The organism is Bradyrhizobium sp. sGM-13, assembly GCF_018398875.1.
Lineage (GTDB): Bacteria > Pseudomonadota > Alphaproteobacteria > Rhizobiales > Xanthobacteraceae > Bradyrhizobium.
Genome location: NZ_JAGWDK010000015.1, coordinates 15,667 through 35,193 on the forward strand (window position 1 = coordinate 15,667; position 19,527 = coordinate 35,193).

The 19,527-nt window shown below is 63.1% G+C and carries 13 protein-coding genes and 2 riboswitches; of the genes, 7 read left to right on the top strand and 6 right to left on the bottom strand.

Features of this window, described 5'->3' with window-relative positions:
• Window positions 1–42: 42 nt before the first annotated feature.
• Entirely contained in the window at window positions 43–2,400 is a 2,358-nt protein-coding gene (gene metE, locus KJQ96_RS22510) for a 5-methyltetrahydropteroyltriglutamate--homocysteine S-methyltransferase (protein WP_213288718.1), read from the bottom strand.
• A 112-nt stretch (window positions 2,401–2,512) separates the two neighbouring features.
• A riboswitch (cobalamin riboswitch) is annotated at window positions 2,513–2,727 on the bottom strand.
• Between the two features lie 132 nt (window positions 2,728–2,859).
• Window positions 2,860–3,078: riboswitch (cobalamin riboswitch) on the top strand.
• Window positions 3,079–3,192: 114 nt separating this feature from the next.
• Here metE and KJQ96_RS22515 point away from each other — a divergent pair.
• The 5 genes from KJQ96_RS22515 (at window position 3,193) to KJQ96_RS22535 (ending at window position 10,165) form a co-directional block, all read left to right on the top strand.
• Window positions 3,193–6,099, top strand: coding sequence for a ribonucleoside-diphosphate reductase subunit alpha (locus KJQ96_RS22515; protein WP_213288719.1), 2,907 nt, complete (start codon window positions 3,193–3,195; stop codon window positions 6,097–6,099).
• A gap of 25 nt (window positions 6,100–6,124) precedes the next feature.
• Window positions 6,125–7,255 (top strand): ribonucleotide-diphosphate reductase subunit beta, encoded by a 1,131-nt coding sequence (locus KJQ96_RS22520; RefSeq protein ID WP_213288720.1) that lies wholly within the window; start codon window positions 6,125–6,127, stop codon window positions 7,253–7,255.
• Window positions 7,256–7,493: 238 nt separating this feature from the next.
• The gene (locus tag KJQ96_RS22525) at window positions 7,494–8,717 is read left to right on the top strand and encodes a glycosyltransferase family 87 protein (RefSeq protein WP_213288721.1); all 1,224 of its coding nucleotides are present in this window, start codon (window positions 7,494–7,496) and stop codon (window positions 8,715–8,717) included.
• Window positions 8,718–8,960: 243 nt separating this feature from the next.
• Window positions 8,961–9,635 (top strand): TetR/AcrR family transcriptional regulator, encoded by a 675-nt coding sequence (locus tag KJQ96_RS22530; protein WP_065743132.1) that lies wholly within the window; start codon window positions 8,961–8,963, stop codon window positions 9,633–9,635.
• Window positions 9,636–9,739: 104 nt separating this feature from the next.
• Entirely contained in the window at window positions 9,740–10,165 is a 426-nt protein-coding gene (locus KJQ96_RS22535; RefSeq protein WP_213288722.1) for an OsmC family protein, read from the top strand.
• Window positions 10,166–10,318: 153 nt separating this feature from the next.
• Here the strand turns inward: KJQ96_RS22535 and pyk are convergent, their stop codons facing one another.
• Entirely contained in the window at window positions 10,319–11,755 is a 1,437-nt protein-coding gene (gene pyk / locus KJQ96_RS22540; protein ID WP_213288723.1) for a pyruvate kinase, read from the bottom strand.
• Window positions 11,752–12,330, bottom strand: coding sequence for a DUF1036 domain-containing protein (locus tag KJQ96_RS22545; protein WP_213288724.1), 579 nt, complete (start codon window positions 12,328–12,330; stop codon window positions 11,752–11,754). Before KJQ96_RS22545 ends, pyk begins: the two co-directional genes overlap by 4 nt.
• A 200-nt stretch (window positions 12,331–12,530) precedes the next feature.
• On the opposite strand from KJQ96_RS22545, the gene KJQ96_RS22550 reads away from it, so the two are divergent.
• Both KJQ96_RS22550 and KJQ96_RS22555 read left to right on the top strand, forming a co-directional pair.
• Window positions 12,531–12,833 carry a DUF1244 domain-containing protein gene (locus KJQ96_RS22550; protein ID WP_028351318.1) on the top strand — a complete coding sequence of 101 codons (303 nt, stop codon included), beginning with the start codon at window positions 12,531–12,533 and terminating at the stop codon, window positions 12,831–12,833.
• A gap of 312 nt (window positions 12,834–13,145) precedes the next feature.
• Complete coding sequence (locus KJQ96_RS22555) at window positions 13,146–13,421, top strand: DUF2312 domain-containing protein (RefSeq protein ID WP_028351317.1); 276 nt, start codon at window positions 13,146–13,148, stop codon at window positions 13,419–13,421.
• A gap of 166 nt (window positions 13,422–13,587) precedes the next feature.
• Here KJQ96_RS22555 and KJQ96_RS22560 read toward each other — a convergent pair whose 3' ends face one another.
• The 3 genes from KJQ96_RS22560 to KJQ96_RS22570 form a co-directional block, all read right to left on the bottom strand.
• The gene (locus KJQ96_RS22560; protein WP_213288725.1) at window positions 13,588–15,216 is read right to left on the bottom strand and encodes a DUF882 domain-containing protein; all 1,629 of its coding nucleotides are present in this window, start codon (window positions 15,214–15,216) and stop codon (window positions 13,588–13,590) included.
• A 255-nt stretch (window positions 15,217–15,471) separates the two neighbouring features.
• The gene (locus KJQ96_RS22565; RefSeq protein ID WP_213288726.1) at window positions 15,472–17,619 is read right to left on the bottom strand and encodes a murein L,D-transpeptidase; all 2,148 of its coding nucleotides are present in this window, start codon (window positions 17,617–17,619) and stop codon (window positions 15,472–15,474) included.
• A 360-nt stretch (window positions 17,620–17,979) separates the two neighbouring features.
• Window positions 17,980–19,479, bottom strand: a complete 1,500-nt coding sequence (locus tag KJQ96_RS22570) for a sigma-54 dependent transcriptional regulator (RefSeq protein ID WP_213288727.1) — start codon at window positions 19,477–19,479, stop codon at window positions 17,980–17,982.
• Between the last annotated feature and the right edge of the window lie 48 nt (window positions 19,480–19,527).

Genomic DNA, 19,527 nt, shown 5'->3' on the forward strand with positions numbered 1-19,527 from the left:
CTAAGCGCGCCTTTGCCCACCCTACGCGGCAGCAATTTCGCGCTACACCGTGGCCCGCAATTCGCGGGCCGCGGCGACCATGTTGGCGAGCGCGGGGCGGACCTCCTCCCATTTGCGCGTCTTCAATCCGCAATCCGGATTGATCCAAAGCTGGGTGTCGCTGAGCCGCTCTCGCGCCAGCTTGAGCAGGCCGGTCATTTCGCCGATCTCGGGCACCCGCGGCGAATGGATGTCGTAGACGCCGGGGCCGATTTCGTTCGGATAGCGGTAATCCCTGAACGCATCGAGCAGCTCCATCTTCGAACGCGAGGTCTCGATCGAGATCACGTCGGCGTCCATCGCGCCGATCGCGCCGATAATGTCGTTGAACTCCGAGTAGCACATGTGGGTATGGATCTGCGTCTCGTCGCGCACGCCGGACGAACAGAGGCGGAAGGCGTCGACGGCCCAGTCCAGATAGGCCTGCCATTCGGATTTGCGCAGCGGCAGGCCCTCCCGCAGCGCTGCCTCGTCGATCTGGATCATGCCGGCGCCGGCAGCTTCGAGATCTGTAACCTCGTCGCGGATCGCGAGCGCGATCTGCCGGCAGGCTTCGCTGCGTGGAATGTCGTCGCGGACAAACGACCAGTTCAGGATGGTGACGGGCCCAGTGAGCATCGCCTTCATCGGCTTCTTCGTCAGCGACTGGGCATATTGCCACCACTCGACCGTCATCGGCTTCGGCCGAGAGACATCGCCGAACAAGACCGGCGGGCGAACGTAGCGCGATCCGTAGGATTGCACCCAGCCGTGCGTGGTGAAAACGAAGCCCGCGAGCTGTTCACCGAAATACTGCACCATGTCGTTGCGCTCGAACTCGCCATGCACGAGCACGTCGAGCCCGATATTTTCCTGCCAGCGCACGGTGCGGGCGGTCTGGTTCTGCAGATAGAGCTTATAGGCTTCGTCCGTGAGGGCGCCCTTGGCGTGAGCGGAGCGGGCATTCCTGACGTCGGCGGTTTGCGGGAAGGAGCCGATGGTCGTGGTTGGGAACGCCGGCAGGTTGAAGCGCTCGCGCTGAACGGTGGCGCGTTTAGCGAAGATGTTGGAGCGGAAGCGCATCGGTTCATTGATGCCGGCAACGCGTGCCGCGACCTTCGCATCGTGAATGCGCGGCGAGGCCTTGCGGGAGGTCGCCGCCTGGTCTGATGCCTTCAGGTTGGCTTCGACTGCTCTGCGGCTATCGGCGAGTGCCGTTCCGAGCGTGGCCAGTTCCTCGAGCTTCTGTATCGAAAACGCGAGCCAGCTCTTGATTTCGGGATCGAGCCCGGTCTCCAGCGCCAGATCGATCGGGACATGCAGTAGCGAGCAGGAGGGGGCGATCTGCACACGATGCTTGCCGAATTTGGCGATTGCGGGCTCGAGCCGGTCGAGAAGCCGGCTCAAATCCGCGCGCCAGATGTTACGGCCATCGATGATTCCGAGCGACAGCACGCGGTTATCAGGGAAGCCTGCAAGCTCGTCGATCTGCTCCGGCGCGCGCACGAGGTCGAGATGCAGGCCGGCGACGGGCAGGGATAGCGCGGTGTCGCGGTTGGCGCCGAGACCGCCGAAATAGGTCGTCAGCATTATCTTGAGCTGAGGCACTGCGCTCGCGATCTCCGCATAGGCGTAATGTAGCGCCTGCCGGGCGACGATATCGAGGTCGAGCACGAGACACGGCTCGTCGATCTGTACCCATTCCGCGCCCCGATAGGCAAGTTCGCGCAGTACCTCGATGTAAACCGGCAGCAAGCGATCAAGCAGGGACAGCGGATTGAAACCGGCATCCTTGCTCTTGGCGAGTTTGAGAAACGTGACGGGGCCGACCAGCACGGGGCGGGTTTGATAGCCCAGCGCTTTCGCTTCCTCGTACTCCTCGATCGGCTTACGCGAGGCGAGGGTGAACTGCTGATCCTTCGCCAGCTCGGGCACCATGTAGTGGTAGTTGGTGTCAAACCATTTTGTCATCTCGAGCGCCGGCACGCCGTGCGCATCGTCACGCCCGTGACCGGCATGGCCGCAGCTCGCCTCATGCGGCCTGCCTTGCGCGCCGCGGGCCATCGCGAAGTAAGTCGCAAGCGAGACCGGCCCGCCGTTCCAGCGATAGATTTCCGGGATTGCGCCGACCATCACGGATGTGTCGAGCACCTGGTCGTAGAACGAGAAATCGTTCGACGGGATCACGCTAACGCCGAGTTTTTTCTGGCGCGCCCAGTTGGCAGCGCGAAGCCCGACGCCGGTTTCTATCAGCGCCTTCTCGTCGGTTGCGCCGGACCAGAAACTCTCTAGCGCGAATTTCAGCTCGCGGCGCGGACCGATGCGCGGCGTTCCGAGGGAGGCAACGGGAAGTGAAGAAGTGGAGATGGTGGAAGAAGACATTGGCTTAACCCCAAAAGTTGGGGGCAAAGGCCGAAGTGACACGTCTGGATTTTCGCGAACGGCAGAGCGCGCGCGGAAAATCGCAACCGCACCACCGGGACACCCCGCCCGAGGACGTGTATGTTGTCGAGGCAGGTCTCCTGGCTCGCGGGTCAATGCTGCTGTCCGGCCTTCCCGAAACCTCGTGAGGTCTCAGTGACTTTGTTGGACAGCGGCTCGCCGCTTACAGTTGCGGGGGCAGCTCCGGCTTTGGCTTTTCGGCCGCACCGGCTTCCCTCTTAGCTTCGGAAGAACGTCTCCCGAAGAACCACGACGGGTCCACTTATCGGCAACGCGGCGGGCACGTCAACTCGGCGACATTCACCGGCGCGTTGTCATTGTTGTTCACAGCCGCGGGTTCCGTCGCCGAAATTCTTGAACATCGCCCGCTCGCCCCATTGACAGCCGGATGCGAATAGCACCAGATGTAGCCGTCACGGTCCGCCATGGCCCAACACATGGTGGCTAAGAGGGAAGCCGGTGTATCGCGAAAGCTGCGAAAATCCGGCGCTGCCCCCGCAACTGTAAGCAGTGAGTTGTTTCCGAATCTAACGTCACTGATGCGGCACCGCATTGGGAAGACACGGGGATAATTGCGACCTGCGAGCCAGGAGACCTGCCGCGACACCGAAAAAAAACGTCCAAGGGCGGGGTGTCCCGGCGGCGCTCGCAGATTCATGTCCGCGTTTTCGCGTGGGCTAAAGCTGTAGCGTCCTCTGACATCCGGCCCCAACACCATCACGGGGTCTCTTGATGTCACTCTCTCTCAATCGCGAAGCCAACGCCGCTCCATTCATTCGTCTGCGCCCCGAATCGCCTGCCGCCTCGGAAGCGCAGCCGCCGATGCAGGTGATTCGCCGCAACGGCACGGTTTCGAAATTCGACGCGAGCAAGATTTCGGTCGCGATGACCAAGGCGTTTCTGGCGGTCGAGGGACATGGCGCGGCGGCCTCCCGCCGCGTGCATGAAATCGTCGAGCAACTGACCTCGGACGTCGTCGGCGCGCTGTCGCGCCGGATGAGCGAGGGCCGCACCTTTCATATCGAGGACGTGCAGGACCAGGTCGAGCTTGCCTTGATGCGCAGCGAGCACCACAAGGTCGCGCGCGCCTATGTGCTCTATCGCGAGGAACGCACGCGCCAGCGTGCCGGACAGGACGTGGCCAAGGCCGCGCAGCCATCGGGGAAGCCCTCGTTACGTGTCACGCTGGCCAGTGGCGCGCAGGTCCCGCTCGATATCGGGCGGCTGACGTTGATCATCGAAGAAGCCTGCGCCGGTCTCGAGGGCGTCGGCGCCACGGCGGTGCTCGCGGAGACACAGCGCAATCTCTATGACGGCATCAGCGAGGACGAACTGGCGCTGGCGTCGGTGATGGCCGCGCGCACGCTGGTGGAGCAGGAGCCGAACTACGCCTATGTCAGCGCGCGGCTCTTGCTCGACAAGCTGCGCACCGAAGTGCTGTCTTTCGTGCATGATACGCCGACCAGCGCGTCGCAGGCCGAGATGGCCGAGCGCTACGGCGAGTACTTTCCAGCCTACATCAAGGCCGGCATCAAGGCCGAGCTGCTCGATCCCGATCTGGCGCGCTTCGACCTGAAAAAGCTTGCCGCGGCGCTGAAGCCGGAGCGCGACCTGGCATTCCAATTCCTGGGTCTGCAGACGCTGTACGACCGCTATTTCCTGCATGTGCACGGCAACCGTATCGAGCTGCCGCAGGCGTTCTTCATGCGCGTCGCGATGGGGCTCGCCGTCCGTGAGATCGACCGCGAGGCGCGCGCCATCGAGTTCTACGATCTCCTATCGTCGTTCGACTTCATGGCCTCGACCCCGACGCTGTTCAACTCCGGCACGCTGCGGCCGCAATTGTCGTCCTGCTTCCTCACCACCATCGCGGACGATCTCGACGGCATCTTCAAGTCGGTCAAGGATAATGCGCTGCTCGCAAAATATTCCGGCGGGCTCGGCAACGACTGGACCCGCGTGCGTGGGCTCGGCGCGCACATCAAGGGCACCAATGGCGAAAGCCAGGGCGTGGTGCCGTTTCTGAAGGTGGCCAATGACACCGCGATCGCCGTCAACCAGGGCGGCAAGCGAAAGGGCGCGGTCTGCGCCTATCTCGAAACCTGGCACATCGACATCGAGGAATTCTTGGACCTGCGCAAGAACACCGGCGACGACCGCCGCCGCACCCATGACATGAACACCGCGAACTGGGTGCCCGACCTGTTCATGCAGCGCGTCGAGGCCGACGGCGAATGGACGCTGTTCTCGCCGGACGAGACGCCCGATCTGCATGACCTCTACGGCAAGGCATTTGTCGAGCGTTATGCGGCTTACGAAGCAAAGGCGGCGCGGGGCGAGATCCGCGTCTTCAAGCAGATCCGCGCCACGGATCTGTGGCGCAGGATGCTGACCATGCTGTTCGAGACCGGGCATCCCTGGATCACGTTCAAGGATCCCTGCAATCTGCGCTCGCCGCAGCGCCATGCCGGCGTGATTCATTCCTCAAATCTCTGCACGGAAATCACGCTCAATACGTCGGACGACGAGACCGCCGTCTGCAATCTCGGCTCGATCAACCTGCTCAATCACGTGCGGGAGGGCCGGCTAAACGAGGCGCGGCTGCAACGCAGTGTGACGACGGCAATGCGGATGCTCGACAATGTCATCGACATCAATTTCTACACGATCCCCGAAGCGCGGCGTTCGAACCTGCGGCACCGCCCGGTCGGTCTCGGGCTGATGGGCTTCCAGGATGCGCTGCAGGCGATGCGGATCGTGATGGCCTCCGATGCGGCGGTGACGTTCGCCGATACCAGCATGGAGATGATCTCCTATTACGCCATCTCGGCCTCGGTCGATCTGGCGGCCGAGCGCGGACGCTATCCGTCGTTCGATGGCTCGCTGTGGAGCCGCGGCATCTTGCCGATCGATTCGATCGAACTATTGGCGGAAGCCCGCGGCAGTCTCGCGATGGACCGCGGCATGACGCTCGATTGGGATCGTCTGCGGGAGCGCGTCAAGGCGACCGGCATGCGCAATTCGAACGTGATGGCGATCGCGCCGACCGCGACGATTTCCAATATCTGCGGCGTCGCGCAGTCGATCGAGCCCGCCTACCAGAACCTCTATGTCAAGTCCAACATGTCCGGCGACTTCACCGTGGTGAACGAATTCCTGGTACGCGACCTCAAGGCGCGCGGACTGTGGGACGAGGTGATGGTCAACGACCTCAAATATTTCGACGGCAGCTTAGGGGCCATCGATCGCATTCCCGACGATCTCAAGGCGCTCTATGCCACCGCGTTCGAGATCGACAGCGCCTGGCTGATCGACGCGGCGTCGCGGCGGCAGAAATGGATCGACCAGTCGCAGTCGCTCAACCTCTATATCGCCAACCCTAGCGGCAAGAAGCTCGATGCGCTCTATCGGCTGGCGTGGGCGCGCGGGTTGAAGACAACCTATTACCTGCGCTCGCGCAGCGCGACGCATGTCGAAAAGTCCACGCTCCGGGGGACCGACGGCAAGCTCAACAGCGTCGCGTCCGCGGCGATGATGGCTCCAGCCCCCATCATCGTCGCGCCAGCCGCCACCGCGCCGGATTTAACCGGTGCGGTGGCGTGCTCGATCGATAATCCCGAATGCGAAGCCTGCCAGTAAGCAGCAAGAACAAAAGGAAACAACAATGCTCGACTGGTCCGAACCATCCGCATCTCCGCGTCAGACGCCGCCGCCTTTGATGGTGCAATCCGTTGCCCAGGCCGAACGAACCGGCCTCGGCATGATAGATCGTCGCGGCGGACGCGTATCTGTCGACGACAAGCGGATGATCAACTGCCGCGCCGACGTCAATCAATTGCTGCCGCTGAAGTACAAATGGGCCTGGGAGAAATACCTCGCCGGCTGCAGCAATCACTGGATGCCTACCGAAATTTCCATGCAGGCCGACATCGCGCTATGGAAATCGCGCGACGGGCTGACGGAAGACGAGCGCCGCGCCATCAAGCGCAATCTCGGCTTCTTCGCCGCTTCCGAAAGCCTGGTCGCCAACAATATCGTGCTGGCGATCTACCGCCATCTGACCAATCCCGAGTGCCGGCAGTATCTGCTGCGGCAATCCTTCGAGGAGGCGGTTCATACCCACACCTTTCAATACATCGTCGAAAGCTTAGGGTTGGACGAGGGCGAGTTGTTCAACATGTATCGCGAGGTGCCGTCGATTACCGACAAGGCAGCCTGGGCGCTCAAGCACACGCAGCATCTCGACGATCCCGATTTCAAGACCGGGACGCCGCAAGCCGATCAGGCGTTCCTGCGCGATCTTGTCGCCTTCTACGTCATATTCGAAGGCATGTGGTTCTATACGGGCTTCGCGCAGATCCTCTCGCTCGGCCGCCGCAACAAAATGGTCGGCATCGCCGAGCAGTACCAGTACATCCTGCGCGATGAATCCATTCACCTGAATTTCGGCATCGATGTCATCAACCAGATCAAGATCGAAAACCCGCATCTATGGACCAAGGCGTTCCAGGATGAAGTCCGCGCCATGCTGCGCGAGGCGGCCGAACTGGAAGCGGCCTACGGGCGAGACACCATGCCGCGCGGATTTCTCGGGCTGAATGCGGTGCTGTGCGAGAGCTACATGCACTTCATCGCCAATCGCCGCTGCGCGCAGCTCGGGCTGCAGCGGGTGTTCGACGAGGCCGAGAATCCGTTTCCCTGGATGTCGGAAGCGATGGACCTGAAGAAGGAGAAGAATTTCTTCGAGACGCGCGTGATCGAGTACCAGAACGGCGGTGCGCTGAGCTGGGAGTAGGGGAAGCGGATGCTCTCTCCGCTCGTCGTCCCCGCGCACGCGGGGACCCATACCGCGTGATTTCGCAATGAGGCACTCGGGTGGACGCTCTTTGTAAATAACTAGCACCGGTGGTTATGGGGGACGACGTAAAATCCCGCCGCTTGCGTCCGAAAACTTAAGATTTCCTCAATTCAGTCCGGCTTAATGCTTGAGGATGTGCGCGTGCGGACAGGGCGCGCCCAGGCAAGGACCGCGCATGACCGCCTCTCTTTCCACCCCCAAACCCAACTGCGACCAAGCTCCAGTTCCCGAATGGCTCGTCAGGGTCTGCTTGTTACTGGCGGTTGCAAATGTGAGCCTTTGCGGAGCGGCGTATTTCTCGCACTGGTGGGTGTACGATACCAACGGCCTCGGTATTCCGGCTGACTTCATCAACGTCTGGGCGGCCGGCCGTCTGGTGCTCGATGGCTTTCCGGCGCAGGCCTATGACTGGGACATCCAGAAGCAGATCGAGGTTGCCAAGCTCGGTAAGGATTTCGTCGGCTATTTTGCCTGGCACTATCCGCCGCCGTTTCTGTTCGTCGCATCGTTGCTGGCGCGGCTTCCTTATCAGTTAGCCTTTATCGGCTGGGTCATAATCAGCTTCTTACCCTTCCTTGTCGCAATACGTGCGATCGTCGGCCACCCCTTCGGCTATCTGCTCGCGCTTGCCATTCCGATGGCGTTCATCAATGCGCTGGTCGGACAGAACGGCTTCCTCACCGCGGCGCTGATCGGCGGCACGGTGTATTTGATTCCGGTTCGGCCGGCTCTCGCAGGCATTTGCCTCGGGCTGTTGACCTACAAGCCGCAATACGGGCTGCTGTTTCCAATCGCGTTGATCGCAGCCGGCCAGTGGCGGGTGTTCATCAGCGCCAGTATCACGGCGATCGTGCTGGCCTTTGCCTCATGGCTTGCGTTCGGCATCGAAAGCTGGCTGGCGTTCTTCCACTGGATGCCGAGATTCTCGCAAGCTTTCCTGACCGAGGGCAAAGCCACATGGTGGAAGCTGCAGAGCGTTTTCTCGCTGGTGCGTTACTTCGGCGGCAGCGAGCCGCTCGGCTGGGCATTCCAGTGGGTTCTCACCGCCTCCGTTGCCGTGGTGGTGGCGCTGATGTGGCGAAGCCGCGTGCCCTACACCTTGAAGGCGGCAGCGCTTGCCGCGGGCACGCTGCTGACCACGCCCTATCTTTTCATGTACGACATGATGGTGTTGGCGATCCCGATCGCCTTCCTGGTCCGCATTGGATTGCAGACTGGCTTTCGCCCCTACGAGCTTCCGGCGTTGGGCGCCACCGTCGCTCTCATCGTGTGCTATATGTTCACCGGTATTCCAACGGGACTCGGCGCCACGGTGATCGTCGGCGGTCTGGTCCTTCGCCGCGCCGGTCCGTGGTGGCGGCGCGAGACGGCGCCGGCATTGGCTGCGGCAGGCGCGTGAACGGCCCGACGTGAGGCCGCCCAACTCGGCGCATGCTAACTGGCCAGCGCTTGTTAATGGTTCGCAAGCCCCGCCGGCAAAACCTCTTCCGATCCGCGTTGCAAAACCGTCTTGTCATCAGCCGTGAATAGTTGTTCACTTCTTCAAAGCGATAGCCCTTCTTATCGCTCAAGACATTGAAGGTGTGCGCGTTCTGGGAGGCTCCGCGGGGCTCGAGGGCGCGCCGGGGACGGAAAACGCGCCATGGTCTATCGGCGAACCCATCAGGTCGTAAAGCGGCTGGCGGCGCGGCGTAGCGCCATCCTGGCGGCGGCGCGGGATGCTGCGGCCGAAGGCGGCATGGCGGCGGTGCAGATCGCCCCGGTTGCGGTTCGCGCCAATGTGGCGGCCGGCACCGTCTATCGTTACTTCCCCTCCAAGGCCGAACTGATTTCAGAACTGATCGCCGAGGTCTCGCGGGATGAGCTGGCCGCGATCCGCCGCGCGGCGGATGCGGCGCCGGGGCCGTCGTCGGCGCTTGCCGCCGCCGTCACCACGGTTGCCGTGCATGTGCTGTCGCAGCGCAAGCTTGCCTGGGGCATTCTGGCCGAACCTGTCGATGTCGACGTCTCGGTGTCGCGGCTTGCCAGCCGCCGCGAAATCTCCGGCGAGATCGCTGCCAGAATTGACGCCGCGGTGCGTGCCGGCCATCTGCCGGCGCAGGATACCGCGCTCGCCGCCACCGCACTGCTCGGTGCGCTGCATGAATCGCTGGTTGGCCCGCTGGCGCCCGAGAATCTGGACGACCCCGCGAAGCTGCGCGACGCCGTGCAAACGGTGACGCTCTTGGCGCTCCGCGCCGTCGGCGTGATGGACGCCCGCGCCCGCGGCCTCGTGGTGCAGGCGGTGCTGCCGGCCAAGGCGCTGGTCGGGGCCTAGGAACTTCCCGCCTTTGCGACGCGCCCTTTTCGCAACCATTTGTGTCGCAACCATTTGCCACGCTCCGGCTTATCGACGGTCCAACCCGCGATCAGGAGCATGCGATGAGCACGACATCAGGGTCCGCCAAATGGCAGGGCGGCATCAAGGACGGCAAGGGCGCGATCTCGACCAAGAGCGGCGCGCTGAATGATTATCCTTACGGCTTCTTGAGCCGCTTCGAGGGCAAAGCCGGCTCCAATCCGGAAGAGCTGATCGGCGCGGCGCACGCCGCGTGCTTCACCATGGCGCTGTCGCTGATTCTGGGTGAAGCCAAGCTAACCGCCGAGCACATGGAAACCAAGGCCGACGTGACGCTGGAAAAACAGGGCGATGGTTTCGCCGTCACCTCGATTCATCTGACGCTGAATGCGAAAATTCCGGGCGCTGAGGACACGAAATTTCAGGAGCTGGCGGGTAAGGCCAAGGAGGGCTGCCCGATTTCGAAACTTCTGAACACGAAGATCACGCTGGACGCGAAGCTGCAGTAGTTCTCCGTCATTCCGGGGCGGCGCGAAGCGGTGAACTATGGTGCGCAATTGCGCACCTGAGAATCTCTCGCGCCACAAGCTCTGGATTGTCGGGTTCGCGCGCGCCCCGGAAGGGCGGTGAGAGCTGATGGCCGCGCTATCACCCACGCGCCATCACTTGTCGGGCTTGCCTTCCCCACCGACAGTGGCGATCCGCACCATGTTGGTGGTGCCGGGGATGCGAAGCGGCACGCCGGCGACGATGATCACGCGCTGGCCTGCGTTGGCGAAGCCGTCACGGAACGCGATCGAGCCGGCGCGATCGACCATGTCGTCCTGGTCGTGCGCATCTTCCGCCACCACGCAATGCACACCCCAGACGACCGACAATTTGCGGCCGGTCGCAAGGTTCGGCGTGATCGCCACCACCGGCAGTTTCGGCCGCTCGCGGGCCACACGGATCGCCGTGGAGCCCGACGAGGTCCAGCAGATGACCGCGGATAATTCCAGCGTCTCGGCGATCTGCCGCGCGGCGTCCGCGATGGCGTCGCCGACCGTATTCTCCGGTTCGGCCCGCTGTGCCGACAGCACCGAGCGATAGGTCGGATCGCGCTCCACCTCTTCGCCGATGCGATTCATGGTCGAAACTGCCTCGACCGGGAATTTGCCGGCAGCGGACTCCGCTGAAAGCATGATGGCGTCGGCACCTTCATAAACAGCGGTCGCGACGTCGGAGACTTCGGCGCGCGTAGGCACCGGCGCCTGGATCATCGATTCCAGCATCTGGGTTGCGATCACCACCGGCTTGCCGGCGCGACGCGCCATCCGCGTCATCTGTTTCTGCAGGCTCGGCACCCGCTCCAGCGGCAGCTCGACGCCGAGATCGCCGCGCGCCACCATCAGCGCGTCGGAAGCATCGATGATCTCTGCGAGCCGGTCGATCGCCTGCGGCTTTTCGATCTTGGCCATGACAGCCGCGCGGCCGCGGATCATCCGCTTGGCTTCATGGACGTCCTCGGCGCGCTGCACGAAGGAGAGCGCGATCCAGTCGACACCGGTCACCAAGGCTGCTTCGAGATCGGCCCGATCCTTCGGCGTCATCGCCGACACCGGCAGGTCGGTATCGGGCAGGCTGACGCCCTTGCGGTCCGACATCTTGCCGCCGATCACCACGCGCGTTACCGCGCGTTCGGACGTGGTTTCCTCGGCGATCAGCCGCACCTTGCCGTCGTCGAGCAGCAGAGCGTGGCCCGGCCGAAGTGCTGCGAGGATTTCCGGATGCGGCAACTGCACGCGGTTGTTGTCTCCCGGCGCTTTGTCGGAATCGAGTACAAAGCTCTGGCCGTTCTTCAACTGGGTCGAACCTTCGGTGAACGCGCCGAGCCGCAGCTTCGGTCCCTGCAGGTCGACGAGGATGCCGATCGGACGGCCGTAGCTGCTCTCGACATTGCGGATGGTATTGACGAGCTCGCGCATCTTATCGTGCGGCGTGTGGCTCATGTTGATGCGGAACACGTCCGCACCGGCCTCGAACAGCTTCCGGATCATCGCGCTGTCGGACGATGCCGGGCCGAGGGTTGCGAGAATCTTGATGCGACGGAGCCGTCTCATTGCTTGGGCGCCGGGGCTGGCGGCAAACCCGGTCCGCCCGGCGGATTGGACAGGCCGGGAACCCCGCCGGGGCCCCCCGGTCCCATTGTTCCTGGAATTCCCGGCACGCGCTGCGCTGGCTGCTCGTTGGCTTCTGTCAATTGCACGGTCCACGCTCGCTGTTCGCCTGTATCGACCTCGAAGAACCCGGTGCGGTCATAGCCACGCGCCAGGCAGTTCTCGGTACCCTTGATGGTGAATTCCTTGTCACGCGAACACATGAAGGCCTGCCCCGACCATTCGCCGCCGCGGTCGTAGTCGAGCGCGTAGATGTAATAGTAGCGCGCAACAAGAGTTCCGCGCAGCAGTGTCTCGCAACTGCGTGACGACACGTTCCACCAGCCTTCAGTAGTCCAGCCCTCGGCATCCTTGTAGCCCAGCGCGATGCCGACCCGGCTCGACGTGTTGTTGCAGAGCCGGAAATCGGCCGCCGCTGGACTGCTCCACAGACACGCCACCGCAAGCAGCGGCGCAAGGCCGGCGGCGGTCACGCGAGCGGGGAGAGGAGACAAGCAGCGCGAATCTTTTCCGATCATGCAGCGAAGCTATATTAAATCATTGACGATTTCGCGTGACCCGGCGGGGCCTGTCAACGGCAGGGGAACGCCTTTCCCGCGCTATGGGAAACCGGGGCTCCTTGTGAGGTTGCCAATTTTGCGCGCAGATATGGCAAAATCTGTGACAATTCCCACCTGATATCAATATGCTCGGCACATGTGACGCGGGATGCAAGACCATGACGATTGACGACAAAACCAGAACAGAACTGGAAGCCGCCGTTTTCCGGCGTCTGGTCGGCCACCTGCGTGCCCGCACCGACGTTCAGAACATCGATCTGATGAATCTGGCCGGCTTCTGCCGTAACTGCCTGTCCAACTGGATGAAGGAAGAGGCCGACGCCAAGGGGGTCGCCGTCAGCAAGGACGAGAGCCGCGAGGCCGTCTACGGCATGCCCTATGAGGAGTGGAAGGCGAAATATCAGGGCACCGCTACGCCCGAGCAGCTAGCCGCGATGAAGAAGGTTCATCCCGGGCATTGATCCCTTCAAACCCCTCCGTCATTCCGAGGCGAAGGGTAGCATCGAACTATGGTGCGCAATTGCGCACCTGAGAATCTCGAGATTCCCCGATGCGCAATCGCGCATCTGAGGTCTGGTGCTTACGCACCATCCCGGAATGACGCGCGATACTGATTGATCCCTCATCTCCTGTGGGCGCGCTGTGGATGAGCGCGATGCTGCCTTGACGCGAGGCCCCCCGATCTTGAGGGTCATCTGCGAAAAGCGCCGTGCGGTAACGCGTGCGGCGCTTGATCTTCGAGCATCACCATCAGTTCCACTCAGGAGTACCCGATGGCCACCTCCGCCGCCGCAGCCGTCCAGGACGAGCCAGCGACAAGATTCGCCAAAGACCAGCTCAAGGCCATCATCGAGCGCATCGAGCGTCTGGAAGAAGAAAAGAAGACGATCTCCGACGACATCCGTGACGTCTATGCCGAAGCCAAGGGCAACGGTTTCGACACCAAGGCGCTGCGTACCATCGTGCGGATGCGCAAGCAGGATGCCAACGAGCGCGCCGAGCAGGAAACCATTTTGGAAACCTACATGCAGGCGCTCGGAATGCTCTGAGTTCCGTCGTCCTGGCCAAGCGAACCAAGTGAGCGCGAGCCAGGATCCATAATCACAAATGGTAATGTTGCGCAAAGCTGTGGCCACAGCCGGCTCTAAGGCGCACGCTTGTGGTTATGGGTCCTCGCGTTCCGCGAGGACGACGGAATTTGCGGAAACGGAGCGTCTAGCGAAGCGCGGCGGTGCGCAGCACGAACGACTGCGTCGGCAGTTGCACGGTTGCCGATCCGGTGAAGCGATCGCAGGTCATGCCCATCATCGGATCTTCCGAGAAAGTCATGGAGACCGCGGCCTGCGGCTTGACGAAGTGGGCGCGCATCTGGGTCATCTCGGTGTCGCCGAGCACGGTCGTCGACATCGCGCTGCTGGCACTCGGCGCCAGCATCACCACCCGCATCCAGATATTGTTGCCCTGTGCGGCGGCAAGGCGGGTCGAGGTGGCGACCACGCTGTCCTGACCCTGGGTGCCTTTGGCGACAACGGTGTTGATTTCGGTCGCAGCGGCGCCGGAGTTACGCGCCGGACGGGCGGGGCGCGGGATAGCTGCGGAGGCGGCGACGATGTTGGAGCGATCGAGCGGCGAAGAAGCGGCCGGCGCATAGGCCATTGCCTTGGCGAACGCGTCGCTGACGGTGGCGGTCGGCTGCGGATCGGTGGCGGCGGCGAGCGCCTGGCGGGCGCGGAGGGCCGCGACCTGCGCAGGGGTTGCCTGGTTCGCCGCGGTCGGTACGTCGTCCCAGAAACCGCGGGAATTGATGATATCGGCCGGCGTTTGCGGCCTCGGCTCGGCCTTGTCGGCGGACGCCTGCGCAACCTGTTTCGTCTCAGGCTTGGGCTCGGCTCGAGCTTTGGGCGCCGACACGATCTGGGCGTCGGCCGAGGCGAGCTGGATCGTCGCACCGACCGGCTTTGCGCGCGGGGTCGGGACCGGTTCGGCGGTTTTCACAGCAGCCACACTGTTCGGTGCAGGCTTCTCGTTCTTGACGGGGGCGCTGGCAGCCTCGTCATCCTCTTCAGTCGACTTGCCGCCCCTGAACAGCGCCGCGAACAGGTTCGGCATCTTGATGGTTGCGGCACTGTCGCCATTGCCGCGGCGTTCGATGTCGGCGCGGGCCAGTTCATAGCCCTTCATCGGACCGCCATTGGACGGCAGGTGCACTGTGCGTCCGTCCGGGAATACCCTGGCAAGCTGATCGTGGGTCATGCGCGGCCAGTGACGAACGCTGCCGGTATCGAGGTGAACGAAAGGCGATCCGGAGGTCGGGTAGAAGCCGACGCCGCCGCGCTGCAAGCGGAGACCGGCGGCGCGGATCTGCTCCAGCGGCACGTCCGGGATGTAGAAGTCCATTGCGTGGCCGAGCATGTGCTGGCTGAAACGCGCCACGCCGGAGGAGCGGCGGCGGAGCATGGAGTTGGTAGCGGGGGAGCGATAGGCGGAGATGACTTGGATCGGCTTCTTGCCGTCGACGTCGCGGTAGACTTCCCAGATGATATCGAACAGGTGCCGATCCATCGTGGTGGAGTCCTGGCTGCGCCAGTCGCGAAGGAAATGATTGAGCTTCTTCAGCGCCTCTTCGTCGTAGCGCCCGTCGCGCTTGAAGGTGACGGTGAGATCTTCGCCGGAATGGGTATGGTGGAACGAGAGCGTGCGGGTTTCGTTCAGCGCCGTCGCATCATGCACTGTGCCGGCGCCGGCCAGCAGCAAAAGCGACGTCAAGCCGATCCGACATCCGGCCTTTGGCAGAGCAAGCGGATTGAATTGGCGCGCGAAACCAGCCAGCACGTATGAGCCCACCCAGTCGACGAGCGTTCACGGTGTTTCTTTTGCAGACCCCCAGCAAAAGACGGTGAACGCTTTCTTAAAGCAGGAGGGTTAACCGAGGTTTACCGTCCTGCCCCCAAGTAAGCCTTAACCTAACGCGTTGACTGTGGCGAAAAAGTGCCCGGTGTCGAATCCGGATGGATGGTGGTTAACGTAAACAATCTCTCCGGCGAGGAGAGATTGTTGATTTCGTTCGAAAATTCAGCCCTCAGGCGGTCGTGCTCCGGATTACCGGGTGAACCGCGGTTGCGGTCGCCGGCCGATCGGTGCCGGCGGCGTCATGGGCGACGGACCGCCGAACAGGCGCTCGAAGAATGATGGGCCGGAGGAAAAGCTGTTGTCGCTGGCGAAGTTGACGCCGGCCGGCAGGCTCGAGCCGGCCGGGCGCGAATAGCTCGGCTGCGCATGGGCAACCATGGCCTCCAAATCCCTGCTGCGGCTGTTCTTGAGCAGGGCGATCATCGCAGCGTCGCGGCCATAGATGTCCTTGCGGATCTGCAGCTTGCCGGCGTCGTCCACGAAAGCGGTCTGGTAGGTGATGTTGACCGGGATCGGCGTCGGGAATTTCAGGTCGATCTCGCTGCGGCCGTACATGCTGCGGATCTTTTCCGGCGTATAGCGCTCGTTCGGCATCGTGATGTTGAGCAGGGTCGAGGCGTATTGATCCGGATTCTGCACGCGCATGCAGCCATGGCTGAAGGCGCGTTCTTCCTTCGCGAACAGATGCTTGTCCGGGGTGTCGTGCTGATAGACCAGGAACTTGTTCGGGAAGTTGAAGCGGATGCGGCCGAGCGCATTGGCTTCACCGGGCGGCTGCGAAATGTGGATGCTGCCGTCGCGGCGCCGCTCAAGCCTCAGACCCATGCGATCCAGCACGGTCGGATCCTGCTGCAGGGCCGGCAGATATTCGTTGTAGATGATCGACGGCGGCACATTCCAGGTCGGGTTGACGGTGATGAACTTCATCGTCTCCGTCAGCATCGGCGTGGCGTGCTTTCCCGGCTTTCCGGTCACCACGCGGGTGGTCCACACCGGGGCCCCGTTCTGCATCACCTTTAGCGTGAAGTCGGGCACATTGAGAATGACATAGGCATTGCCGAGCGAGGCAGCGCCGAGTTGGCGTGGCAGCCAGCGCAAGCGCTCCAGATTGACGAGGACGATGTCGATCTGCCGGTCGCGCTTCGGGCTGTTGATCGCCTTCACCGTGCGGTCGTCAAGCACGCCGGTCGGCTTGAGATCAACGCTCTCCTGGAATTTGCGTACGGCGGCAGCAACTTTCGCGTCGTAATGTGTGCCGTCGGGATTTTCGGCGACGCCGAGCTTGGCGCGCAGTTGCGGCACGCGCGGGTCCTCCGGCGCGACCTCACCCTGCTTCTTGGTGGCCGCCTTGTACGCCAGCGCCGGACCCTCGGCGATGTGGATCATCGGTCCGTCGCCCTGGCCGCGCAGCTCGGCGAGCTTGGCCTTCAGATCCTTGTAGAGCTTGTGCGGCGGGTTGTAGCCGTCGAGCGCCGCGGAAGCGTCCTTGGCAGTCGAGATGTTGGCGAGCACTTCGGCCGGATCGGTCGGGTGCTCGGGGTACTGAATGTCGGCAGCGACCTGCGACCAGTGCATCCGGCCGCTCTGGGCCTGCCGTGCATAGTCGAGCATGCTCGCAGTCAGTTTCAGTTCGGCTTCGGCGAGCTGGTCCGGCGAAGTGGCGGCGGCAAAATCCGGTACCGGATAGTCGGCCGGATTGAGGCCTTCGGCGGCGGCGTCCTTCAGGCGGGCGATCACGCCCTTGCCGCTGTCGGTCAATTTGCCGGCTTGCGTCCATTGCGGCGCATAGTCCCGCGTCGAGTAGAACTTCTCGACGGCAGCGCGCTCGTTCTTGCGGTCGAAATAGCGCAGCGATTTGGCGCCGAGCATGTCGCGCAACCGGTCGGCGACCGGCTGGTCGGCCGGCGCGACGGTGCTGACCTTCACAGGCTCCTTGGCAGGTTCGGGGGCGGGCGCGGTGGCTGTCGCAGCCGGAGGCGTGGTTGTGGCGGCGTCGCTCGGCTTGACCGCTGGCGCGGTGACGTTCTCCGTCGGCTTGATATCCGTCTTGGGTTCAGCCGCCTTCGGGGCCGTCCCCGGTTCGACCGGCTTCTCTGTGGCCTTGGCCGCATCGGGCACTGCGCTGGTCGAGTCCATCTTGAAATCGCCGATGGTGGGAGGCGGAACGTTGGCGGGCTCGGGACGGGGAATTGCTGCGTCGATCGCGAGTTCGGCGGCACTGGCGCGCGGCGTATCCGACGGCGCCGCCAGTGCTGAGGTCGCTGATACCGTGAGGAAGGTTGCCGCGACGGCCATCAGCACGCGGTCAAATCCTGCACGATTCGAACAGTCACGCATCGTCACACCCCCTTGGGCGAAACTGCCCCGGCATGGAACAGTCGTTGGTATGGTTCATAGCTTGCGCGGGAAAGCGCCGGCTTCGGTCGGTTTCTCTGTCGTACGCCTGCACGCCACGATTCAAACGCAGACGATACATGTGCCCCTTTCATGCAGCCAGCGCCATGCGGGACCACTCACGACAAACTGACCTCAAACTACCCGTTTGCATTCGGGTCACGCGGTTTTGCCACGACACCCGTCATTTGTCTGTCACCGCCAAGCCACGGTTCAAAAGCTTCCGAACGACCGATGTCCTTGGTTCGCCACGATCTTTGCCACGCGGGCGCCGTAATCGCGTAAGCGCCCGTTGCTCGCGTCTCAACTAGCGTCCTGCGCGCCACCTTCGGCCGGGTCGTTGGCGGCAGCTTCATCGAGCTTACGATAGAGCGTGGAACGGCCGATCTTGAGTCGGCGCGCGACTTCCGACATCTGGCCGCGATAATGCGAGATCGCGAAACGGATGATCTCGTTTTCCATGTCTTCGAGCGGCCGCACCTCGCCGGTGGGGGTCAGCATCGAAAGGTTGCCGGCGGTGGCGAGCGGGGCAATTGGTATTTCGCTACCCGAAACCATGGCAGGCGCCGTCGACGGCGCGACGACCAGCGGCTCGCTGTGCGTTATCTGGCCGTCCGGTACGCCCTGGCCGAGGACTTGCGGGAAATCAGACAGGCCGAGCTGATCGCTCTCGCTCATGACGACGGCGCGGTACACCGTGTTTTCGAGTTGGCGGATGTTGCCGGGCCAATCGAGCTGCGCGAGATGGGTCACGGCCTCGCCGCTGATGCCGGTGATGGTGCGGTTCTCCTCGGCGGCAAAGCGCGCCAGGAAATGCCGCAGCAGATGCGGGATGTCTTCGCGCCGCATCCGCAGCGGCGGGATGGTCAGCGGCAGCACGTGCAGCCGGTAGAACAGGTCCTCGCGGAACGCGCCGCTCTTCACGAGATCAAGCAGCTTGCGGTTGGTCGCGGAAACGATACGGACATCGACCTTCACCGGCTTGCGGCCCCCGACCGCCTCGACGGTTCCTTCCTGCAGCGCGCGCAAAAGCTTTACTTGCGCCGCGAGCGGGAGCTCGCCGACTTCGTCGAGAAACAGCGTGCCGCCGGAAGCTTCGACGAACTTGCCCATGTGCCGTTCGGTGGCGCCGGTGAAGGCGCCCTTCTCATGGCCGAACAGGATCGACTCCACGAGATTGTCGGGAATGGCGCCGCAATTGACCGCGACGAAGGGTTTTGCCTTGCGTTCGCCGGAACCGTGAATGGCGCGGGCAAACAATTCCTTGCCGACGCCGGATTCGCCTTCGATCAGAACAGGAATGCTGGAAGCCGCCGCCTTCTGCGCGGTGTGCAGCACGGCTGCCATGGTTTCGCTGCGTGTGATGATGTCGGCAAAGGTCAGCCGTCCCTCGCGGCTGTGGCGGATGCGCTGCAATTCGCCCTTGAGCGCTGAGGTGTTGAGCGCGTTGCGCAGCGACACCTGCAGCCGTTCGAAGCCGACTGGCTTGACCACGAAATCCTGCGCGCCGGCGCGCATCGCCGAAACCACATTGTCGATGCCGCCATGCGCGGTCTGCACGATGACGGGGATGCTCAGGCCTGCTTCGCGCATTTTTGCCAGCACGCCGAGCCCGTCGAGGCCGGGCATTACGAGGTCGAGCACGACCGCGTCGATCGCCTGCGCATCTGGAGCAGTCAGCAAGGCCACGGCCGCATCGCCGCTGTCGACGACCAGGGGCTCATAGCCGCATTTCTGCACCATGTTTTCAACCAAACGGCGCTGCACGGCGTCGTCGTCGGCAATCAAAATGGTGGCAGCCATGGCTCTCCCCGCACGCTACTCTATTGTACCGAATCGGGGCAATTTCGC